Source organism: Methylobacterium sp. B1 (genome assembly GCF_000333255.1).
In the GTDB taxonomy this organism is placed as follows: Bacteria; Pseudomonadota; Alphaproteobacteria; order Rhizobiales; family Beijerinckiaceae; genus Methylobacterium; species Methylobacterium fujisawaense.
In genome coordinates this window covers 1-9,229 of the sequence record NZ_BACT01000494.1, presented here as the reverse complement: position 1 = coordinate 9,229, position 9,229 = coordinate 1, and the positions used below count along the sequence as shown (strand labels likewise).

The following is a 9,229-nucleotide window of genomic DNA, read 5'->3' as shown; positions in this document are numbered from 1 at the left end:
AAGTCGTGGGTGAGTGCCGGTCGCCGAAGAACAGCCACGACCGCCCGGGGGCCTCGATCGCCCGGCGCTCCTGCACGAAGGCGCGGAACGGCGCGACGCCGGTGCCGGGGCCGACCATGATGATGTCGGTGGCCGGGTCCTGCGGCAGGCGGAAGTGGCGGTTCGGCTTCAGCCGCACCCGCAGCTTGGCGCCGTCGCGGATCCGGTCGGCCACGTGGACCGAGGCGACCCCCGAGCGGGCGCGGCCGTGGGTCTCGTAGCGCACCGCCGCGATGGCGAGGTGGACCTCGTCGCCCACCTCCTTGCGCGAGGAGGCGATCGAGTAGGCCCGCGGCGGCAGCGGCCGGGTGATGGTGCCGAGATGCTCGGCCGTGAGCTTGGCCGGGTAAGTCTCCAGCAGGTCGATCAGGTGCCGCCCCTCGATCCAGGCCTTGGCCTCGCCGCTGTCGATGAGCGTCTGCGCCTGCGTGTGGCCGGTGGCCTTGACGAAACGCTCGACCGTGGCGGCCGACAGCGTGGTGATGTCCCGCTCGGCCAGCAGCGCCTTGCGCAGGGCCTCGTCGCCCGAGAGCCCGGCGGCGTCGAGGATCTCGTCCACGAGCTGCGGGTCGTTCTCGGGGAAGATCTCCAGCGAGTCGCCCGGCTCGTAGGCCGGGGCGCCCTCCTCGAAGGCGAGGGCGAGGTGGATCGTCTCCTTGTCGGAGCGCGAGGAATTGAGGTTCACGTGCTCGACGACCTCGACCACCACGGGCTCGCGGCTCGGCTCGGCGTCGTCCTCCTCGCCGGTGCCGGCGCGGGCGAAGTCCACCGCCACGACGTTGTCGGGCTGCTCCGCCGGGGCGAGCGCCTTGAGCGCGCCCTTGATCCAGTCGGCCGCCGGCTTCTCGAAGTCGAGGTCGAGGTCGGCCCGCTCCGCGGCGCGCTTGCCTCCCAGCGCCTCGAAGCGTTCGTCGAGGGCCTTCCCGATGGCGCAGAACTCCGCATAGGAGGTGTCGCCGAGCGCCAGCACCGCGAACTCGACACCGTCGAGGCGCGGGGCGCCCTCCCCCATCAGCTCGCCATAGGCCCGCACGGCCCGGGCCGGCGGCTCGCCCTCGCCCCAGGTGGCCGCGATGGCGACGAGCTTGCCGGCCTTGGGCAGGGTCGCGATGTCGAGGTCGGCGAAGTCCACGACCTTCGGCTTGAAGCCCTGCTTGCGCGCCAGCTTGGCGACGGTGCCGGCGAGCGCTTCGGAATTCCCCGATTCGCTCGCGTAGATCACCGTCAGCGGCGCGGCGGCCTTGGGCGGCGCGGCCGGCAAAGCGGCGGGCTGGCCACCGGCGGCGTCGAGGCCCGCCAGGAAGCCGGCCAGCCATGCGCGCTGCGTGGGGCTCGCGGCGCCGAGCACCGCATCGAGGCTGGCGCGCTCGCCGTCCCCGAACGGGGCGGTGCGCGGGAGGAGGTTCTGGCGGGACATTACGAGACCATGTCGGGGCCTGCGCGGCCCGTGTCAATCAAGAAACGTTCTTTTTGCAGAACGGGCGGAGACGAGAACATCACATTCGCTGCACTGCGAAAAAAGAGAATATCATTCTCCCACCACGGAGAGGACCGGAGAGGTGCCGGGCAGATGGCGCCCGTTCTTCGGCGGCGCCGGCAGCGGCAGCGCCGTCGTGGATTTCACCTTTTCCATGGCGAAGCGGGAGGTGACGTTCTTGAGCGGCAGTACCGCGATGAGGTGCTTGTAGAAGCTGTCATAGGCCTGCATGTCGGCGACGACGACCCGCAGCATGTAGTCCACGTCGCCCGCCATCCGGTAGAACTCCAGCACCTCCGGCATGGCCGAGACGGTTGCGGCGAAGCGCTGCAGCCAGTCCTGGGAATGGTCGGCGGTCTCGATGGAGACGAACACGGTCAGCCCGAGGCCGAGCTTCACCGGATCGAGCACCGCCACCCGCCGGTCGATGACCCCATCGGCCTCCAGCTTCTGGATCCGCTTCCAGCACGGGGTCTGCGACAGGCCCACGCGTTCGCCGATCGCCGCGATGGAGAGCGTCGCGTCGGTCTGCAGCAGGGCGAGAATCTTCAGATCGATCGCGTCCAAAGCTGTCTCCGTGGGCTTCCGCCGCGCGCGGGGCGCGGGCGCATATAGGAGGCTACCGGTCTCGGTGAGAAGAATCTTTTACCTCGGGACCAGGTTGCCCGCGCCGATTGCTGTGCGCAACCGCACGCCGAACCGCCGGCCCGACACCGTCAAGCGCGCCGGGGCGCCTTGACTTCGTTCGGTATAGCGAACATTTCCGCCCTTCGACAACAGGCATGGCGCAGGCCGTGGCCTTTCCACCCACCACGCGAACCCCGGGACATGGCGCGATGACCCGTCCGGACCGACAGACGGCCGAAGCCCTCGCGGAGCGGCTGTCCGGGCTCGACCTTCCAGGCCGCCTCCACCTGATCGCCGCCGAGATCCCCGGCCGCCTCGTCTTCACGACGAGCCTGGGCGTCGAGGATCAGGCGCTCACCCACGCCCTGGCCATGGCGGGCCTGGCGAAGGGGCGCGTCGAGATCGTCACCCTCGATACCGGCCGCCTCTTCGCCGAGACCTACGACACCTGGACCGAGACCGAAGCGGCCTACGGCATCCGGATCGCCGCCTATGCGCCCGAGCGCGCGGCCGCGGAGGCGTTCGTTCGGAACGAAGGCATCAACGGCTTCCGGCGCTCGGTGGCCGCCCGGCAGGCCTGCTGCGGCTTCCGCAAGGTCGAGCCGCTGGGCCGGGCGCTCGAAGGCGCGAGCGGCTGGCTCACGGGCCTGCGGGCCGGCCAGTCCGCCAACCGCGCCGAGACGCCGCTGGCCGAGTTCGACCCCGCCCGCGGCCTGATCAAGCTGAACCCCCTGGCCGATTGGTCCCGGGCGCAGGTCGACAGCTTCGTGCGCGAGAACTTCGTTCCCTACAACGTCCTGCACGACCGGGGCTTCCCGTCGATCGGCTGCGCCCCCTGCACCCGGGCCGTGAAGCTCGGCGAGCCCGAGCGCGCCGGCCGCTGGTGGTGGGAGCAGGAGGAGAAGAAGGAATGCGGCCTGCATGTCGGACGCCCCGGGGCGTCGGTGCAGCCCGGCCAGGAGGCCGCCGTTTTCGAGACTTCTTTAAAGACTAACCAAGATCATTCAGCCCGCCAGCCGGAGTTCGCCCGATGAGCGCCGCCCTCGCCGCCACCGTGCCGCCGAGCGCCCCTGCGTCCGCACAGACCTCTGCCGACCGCCTCAGCCACCTCAAGCGGCTGGAGGCCGAGGCCATCCACATCTTCCGGGAGACGGTCGCCGAGACCGAGAACCCGGTGATGCTCTACTCGATCGGCAAGGATTCCTCGGTGCTGCTGCACCTCGCCCTCAAGGCCTTCGCGCCCGGGCGGCTGCCGTTCCCGCTGCTCCACGTCGACACCACGTGGAAGTTCCGCGAGATGATCGCCTTCCGCGACGCCCGCGCCAAGGAACTCGGCCTCGACCTCCTGATCCACACCAACCCGGACGGGCTCGCCCGCGGCATCGGACCGGTGAGCCACGGCTCCGAGGTCCACACCGACGTGATGAAGACGCAGGCCCTGCGGCAGGCCCTCGACAAGCACAAGTTCGATGCGGCCTTCGGCGGCGCCCGCCGCGACGAGGAGGCGAGCCGCGCCAAGGAGCGGATCATCTCCCTGCGCACCGCGCAGCACCGATGGGACCCGAAGCGCCAGCGCGCCGAGCCTTGGCACCTCTACAATCTCAAGAAGAAGCGGGGCGAATCCCTGCGGGTCTTCCCGCTGTCGAACTGGACCGAGCTCGACATCTGGCTCTACATAGAGCAGGAAAACATTCCGATCGTGCCGCTCTACTTCGCCAAGGAGCGGCCCGTGGTGGAGCGCGACGGGCAGCTGATCATGGTCGACGACGACCGGCTGCCGCTGGCGCCCGGCGAGACCCCGCAGCAGCGGCTCGTCCGCTTCCGCACGCTCGGCTGCTACCCGCTCACCGGCGCGGTGGAGAGCGACGCCGCGACGCTCCCCGAGATCATCGGCGAGACGCTCGCCGCCCGCACCTCGGAGCGCCAGGGCCGGGTGATCGACAAGGACGGGGCCGGCGCCATGGAGCGCAAGAAGCAGGAGGGCTATTTCTGATGACGGTGCACCAGGCTCCCACGGCCTTCGCCGATCGCGCCTCCGGCTACGCGGCTTTCCTCACGGCCCACCGCAGCAAGGCGGTGCTGCGCTTCATCGCCTGCGGCTCGGTGGATGACGGCAAGTCGACCCTGATCGGGCGGCTCCTGCACGACACCAAGCAGATCTTCGACGACCAGATCTCGGCGCTCCAGCGCGATTCGCGCAAGCACGGGACGCAGGGGCAGGAGGTGGATCTCGCGCTGCTGGTGGACGGCCTTCAGGCCGAGCGCGAGCAGGGCATCACCATCGACGTCGCCTACCGGTTCTTCTCCACCGACAAGCGCTCGTTCATCGTGGCCGACACGCCCGGCCACGAGCAGTACACCCGCAACATGGCCACCGGCGCCTCGACGGCGGACGTGGCGGTGATCCTGGTCGATGCCCGCCAGGGCCTGACCCGCCAGACCCGGCGCCACGCGCTGCTGGTCTCGAATCTCGGGATCCGCCGGGTCGTGCTGGCGGTGAACAAGATGGATCTCGCCGGCTGGGCGCAGGGCACCTTCGACGGCATCGTCGCGGGCTTCTCCGACTTCGCCCGGGATCTGAACTTCGCCGAGGTCAAGGCGATCCCGCTCTCGGCCAAGAACGGCGACAACGTCGTGGAGCCGGGCATCGCGGCGCCCTGGTACACGGGCGGCCCCCTGCTCGCCTACCTGGAGACCGTGCCGGTCCGCGCCGAGGCGCTGAACGCGCCGTTCCGCATGGCGGTGCAGTGGGTCAACCGGCCCAATTCCGAGTTCCGCGGCTACAGCGGCCGGATCGCCAGCGGCCGGGTGCGCCCGGGCGATTCCGTGACGGTCCAGCCCTCCGGCCGGACCTCGACCGTGGCGCGGATCTACACCGCCGACGGCGACCTGCCCGAAGCCGGCGAGGACGAGTCGGTCACCCTGGTGCTGGCCGACCAGATCGACGCCTCCCGCGGTCAGGTGATCGTGGCCACCGACGCACCGATGCGGGTCACCGAGACCCTCGACGCCCGCCTGTTCTGGGCGGCCGAGACCGATCTCAGCCCGGGTGCCAGCCTGTTCGCCAAGATCGGCACCGCCACGGTCACCGCGACCGTGGAGCGGATCATCTCGCGCATCGATCCCGAGACCGGCAGGCCCGGCCCGGCCGAGCGCCTGTCGGCCAACGACATCGCCGACGTGGTCCTGCGCCTCGACCGGGCGGTGGCGGTCGACGCCTACGCGGAGAACCGCGAGACCGGCAGCCTGATCCTGATCGACCGCGAGACCACCGACACGGCGGCGCTCGGGCTGGTCCTGGCGCCGAAGACGGAAGCGGCCAAGCCGGCGACGCCCGATGCGAAACCTGCGGAAGGCGGCGGCTTCCTCGCCCGTCTCGGTCGCCTGTTCGGGCGCTGAGGACGGCCGGGCGCGCGACTGGTTTCAGGATCGGGCGCGGGTCCCCTCTCCCGTGCGGGAGAGGGACAGGGTGAGGGATCAGGTCTGTCCGGAGACGGCTCGACCTGACTGCGCGGCAAGGACGGGCTCGATCCTGCGGCGTCTCGTCCCTCACCCCAACCCTCTCCCGCAAGGGAGAGGGGGCCGGTCGCTTGCCGCGCCCGTGAAGGCGCAGCGGACCGCGCCGTCGCGCAACGCGATCAGACCAGCTTGAACCGCAGCGCCCCGAGCCCTTCCAGCTCCGAGACCACCTCGTCGCCGGGCTTCAGCCACGCCCGGTCCTTGCGCGGAGTCTTCTCGCCGAAGATCACCCCCTGCGGCGTGCCCGTGTAGAAGATGTCTCCCGGCTTGATCGTCATCACCTTGGACGCGAAGCTGATCAGCTGGCGGCAGTTGAAGATCATGTCGTTGGTGCTCCAGTCCTGGCGCACCTGGCCGTTGACCAGCGTCTTGAGCTTGAGGTTATTCGGGTCCTTCACCCGGTCGGCGGTCACCAAGTAGGGGCCGAGCGGCGCGAACCCGTCCGAGGTCTTCCCGATCATGAATTGCGAGGTCAGCGTCTGGAGGTCCCGGGCGCTGAAATCGTTGCCCGTGCAGTAGCCGGCGAGATAGTCGAGGGCGTCCGCCTCGGACACGTTCCGGCACTCGCGGCCGAACACCATCACCAGCTCGGTCTCGTAGTCGAATTCCCGCGCCGCCTGGGTCGGCAGTGCGATCGTGCCGCCGTGGTGGTTCAGGGCGTTGTTGTACTTGTTGAACAGCGGCGGGTCCTTGGGGATCGGTGTGCCGGTCTCCTCCGCGTGGTGACGGTAGTTGAAGCCCATCATGATGATCTTCTCGGGCCGCGTGACCACCGGCGCGTAGGCGATGCCGGATTCCGCCAGCATGAAGCGCCCGTCGGGGGCGGCCTCGACCGCGTCGATCAGCGCCCGCAGCGCCGGGCCGCGCCCGTTCTGGAGAAGGTCGTCCATGTCGGTGGGAACCGGCATCCCGAGCGCCCGGCCGGCGGCTTCGACGTCGAGCACGCCGTCCCTGGTCTTCACGCCCAGGGTGTAGGCGTCGCCGCGGCGCATGTTGAGTAGGATCACGTCCCGAGGCATGCCGAAGGGCGGCGGCGCCGCCGGCGCGGTGTTGGGCGCGGTCTTCGGAGCCGCCGTGCGCTCCTCGCCGGCCCGGGCCGGCGCCGCGGCGGCGGCGAGGCCCGCGGCCGTGGCGGTCAGGAATTCGCGTCGGTTGCCCATGCTGCCTCTCCTCCGGTCGGCCCGTCTGGTCGCGGGCGTGATCCGGGCGGGAGCCTGCACGGCCGGCGGCGGCGCCGCCAGGACCCCGCGGCGGGGGCCGGTGACGGCTCAGGCCGCCTGTGAGGCGGCGCCGAGCCCCCAGGCCTGCGCCAGCAGCGCATAGGATTCGTGCCGGGCGGCCTGGTCGGGGATCGCCGTGACGACCATCAGCTCGTCGGCCTGCGTGCGCTGGACCATGTCGGCGAGCCGGGCCCGCAGGGTCTCGGGGCCGCCCACGTGCAGGCGGTCGCGGCCGCGCGCGATCTGCATCCGCTCGGCGTCGGAATACGGGTAGGCCAGCGCCTCGGCGAGGCTCGGCAGCGGCCGGTACTCGCCCCGCTCCCGCCGCAGCGTCGCCAGCCGCGCGCTGGAGGCCAGCCGCTCGGCCTCCGCATCCGTGGGGGCGCAGATCGCCGCCACCGCCAGGATCGCGTGGGGCTTCGCGCCGAGCCGCGTCGGCTGGAACCGGTTCCGGTAATCCAGCATCGGCGGCTCCGCGGGCATCCCGGAGAAGTGCTGCGCGAAGCCGAAGCCGCAGCCGATCTCGGCGGCGAGGCGAGCGCTGTAATCGGAGGAGCCGAGCAGGAAGATCGGCGGCAGCGGCACCCCCGCGGGGCTCGCCTCGATCCGCGCGAACGGATGCCCCTCCGGGAAGCCGCCGTCCCAGAACAGGAGCTCCTGCAGGCGGTCGAGGAAATCGTCCCCGCCGCCCTCCCCCGGCGCCTCCCGGCGGCGCAGCGCCCGGGCGGTGAGGCCGTCGGTGCCGGGCGCGCGCCCGAGACCCAGATCGATCCGGCCTGGGAACAGCGCCTCCAGCACCCGGAAGCGCTCGGCCACCATCAGCGGCGCGTGGTTCGGCAGCATGATCCCGCCCGAGCCGACCCGGAGGTTGCGGGTCGCGGCGGCGATCTGGCCGATCATGATCTCGGGGGCGGGGCTCGCCACGTTGGGCAGGGCGTGGTGCTCGGCGAGCCAGTAGCGCCGGTAGCCGAGGCCGTCGACGTGGCGGGCGAGCGCCAGGGTGTCGTGCAGGGCCTGCGCCGGGGTCGAATCGGCGCCGACGAAGGAGAGGTCGAGGACGGAGAGCGGAGTCATGGACAGGATCTGGTAACGACGATCCCGCAAAGCGAGAGCGGCCGCGCAGGCGAGACCTGCGCCGCGCGCCCGGCGCGAGATCCGGCTTCGTGCCGCGCACCGCCTTGCCGGCTCAGCGTCCCGGGCCTAGGGTCCGCCGCGCCGCAAAAAGGGGCGGCGAACGGGCATTCCTCGCCCACGCAATCCGGAGCACCGCACGCCATGGCTCTCCTCGCCGACGTCCTCTCGCGGGTGAAGCCGTCCGCGACCATCGTGATGACCCAGAAGGCCCGGGACCTGAAGGCCTCCGGCGTCGACGTCATCAGCCTGTCGGTGGGCGAGCCCGACTTCGACACGCCCGAGCACATCAAGCAGGCCGCCATCGCGGCGATCCACCGGAACGAGACCCGCTACCCGCCGGTCTCCGGCATCGTGCCCCTGCGCGAGGCGATCGTGCGCAAGTTCAAGCGCGAGAACGGGCTCGACTACAAGGTCTCGCAGACCATCGTGGGCACGGGCGGCAAGCAGGTGCTGTACAACGCCTTCCTCGCCACCCTGAACCCCGGCGACGAGGTGGTGATCCCCCGCCCCTACTGGGTGTCCTACCCGGAGATGGTCGGCCTGTGCGGCGGCACGCCGGTCTTCGCCGACACCGACATGGCCAACGGCTTCAAGCTCCAGCCCGAGGAGCTCGACCGGGTCCTGACGCCGAAGACCAAGTGGATCGTCCTCAACTCGCCCTCGAACCCGTCTGGGGCCGCCTATTCCCGCGCCGAGATGAAGGCGCTGACCGACGTGCTGCTCCGCTATCCGGACGTGCACATCCTCACCGACGACATCTACGAGCACCTGACCTACGGCGATTTCGAATTCGTCACCCCGGCCCAGGTCGAGCCGCAGCTCGTCGAGCGGACGCTGACCATGAACGGCGTCTCGAAGGGCTACGCCATGACCGGCTGGCGCATCGGCTACGCGGCCGGGCCGGAGACGCTCATCAAGGCGATGGATTTCGTCCAGGGCCAGCAGACCTCCGGCGCCAGCACGATCGCGCAATGGGCCGCGGTCGCCGCCCTCGACGGCCCTCAGGATCACCTCGCCACGTTCCGGGCGGCCTTCCAGGGCCGGCGCGACCTCGTCGTGTCGATGCTCAACCAGACCAACGGCCTGACCTGCCCGACGCCCGAGGGCGCGTTCTACGTCTACCCGTCCTGCGCGGCGCTGATCGGCAAGAAGACGGAGGCCGGCAAGACCATCGAGACCGACGAGGACTTCGTCATGGAGCTGCTCCAGGCCG

The 9,229-nt window shown here is 70.8% G+C and carries 8 protein-coding genes; 4 read left to right on the top strand and 4 right to left on the bottom strand.

Translation table 11 applies throughout. The features are described from left to right. Window positions 1-1,456: flavodoxin domain-containing protein (locus tag I53_RS14485; RefSeq protein WP_043351855.1), on the bottom strand; the 1,456-nt coding region annotated here is incomplete at its 3' end. A 111-nt stretch (window positions 1,457-1,567) separates the two neighbouring features. Further along, window positions 1,568-2,083, bottom strand: a complete 516-nt coding sequence (locus I53_RS14480) for an Lrp/AsnC family transcriptional regulator (RefSeq protein ID WP_043351854.1) — start codon at window positions 2,081-2,083, stop codon at window positions 1,568-1,570. Window positions 2,084-2,352: 269 nt separating this feature from the next. On the opposite strand from I53_RS14480, the gene I53_RS14475 reads away from it, so the two are divergent. From I53_RS14475 to cysN, 3 genes are read left to right on the top strand one after another with little or no spacing between them, the layout of a single operon-like run. Beyond that, on the top strand, window positions 2,353-3,177 hold the full coding sequence (locus tag I53_RS14475) for a phosphoadenylyl-sulfate reductase (RefSeq protein WP_043351853.1): 825 nt from the start codon (window positions 2,353-2,355) through the stop codon (window positions 3,175-3,177). Then, the gene (gene cysD / locus I53_RS14470; protein ID WP_043351851.1) at window positions 3,174-4,136 is read left to right on the top strand and encodes a sulfate adenylyltransferase subunit CysD; all 963 of its coding nucleotides are present in this window, start codon (window positions 3,174-3,176) and stop codon (window positions 4,134-4,136) included. Before I53_RS14475 ends, cysD begins: the two co-directional genes overlap by 4 nt. Next, window positions 4,136-5,542, top strand: coding sequence for a sulfate adenylyltransferase subunit CysN (gene cysN, locus I53_RS14465; RefSeq protein WP_043351849.1), 1,407 nt, complete (start codon window positions 4,136-4,138; stop codon window positions 5,540-5,542). The genes cysD and cysN overlap by 1 nt, the downstream gene beginning before the upstream one ends. Window positions 5,543-5,781: 239 nt before the next feature. Here cysN and I53_RS14460 read toward each other — a convergent pair whose 3' ends face one another. Both I53_RS14460 and I53_RS14455 read right to left on the bottom strand, forming a co-directional pair. After that, complete coding sequence (locus I53_RS14460) at window positions 5,782-6,822, bottom strand: fumarylacetoacetate hydrolase family protein (RefSeq protein ID WP_043351848.1); 1,041 nt, start codon at window positions 6,820-6,822, stop codon at window positions 5,782-5,784. Window positions 6,823-6,930: 108 nt separating this feature from the next. Then, window positions 6,931-7,956, bottom strand: a complete 1,026-nt coding sequence (locus tag I53_RS14455; RefSeq protein ID WP_043351847.1) for an LLM class flavin-dependent oxidoreductase — start codon at window positions 7,954-7,956, stop codon at window positions 6,931-6,933. A gap of 201 nt (window positions 7,957-8,157) precedes the next feature. Here I53_RS14455 and I53_RS14450 point away from each other — a divergent pair. Next, a partial coding sequence (locus I53_RS14450) for a pyridoxal phosphate-dependent aminotransferase (protein WP_043351845.1) occupies window positions 8,158-9,229 on the top strand: 1,072 nt, incomplete at its 3' end.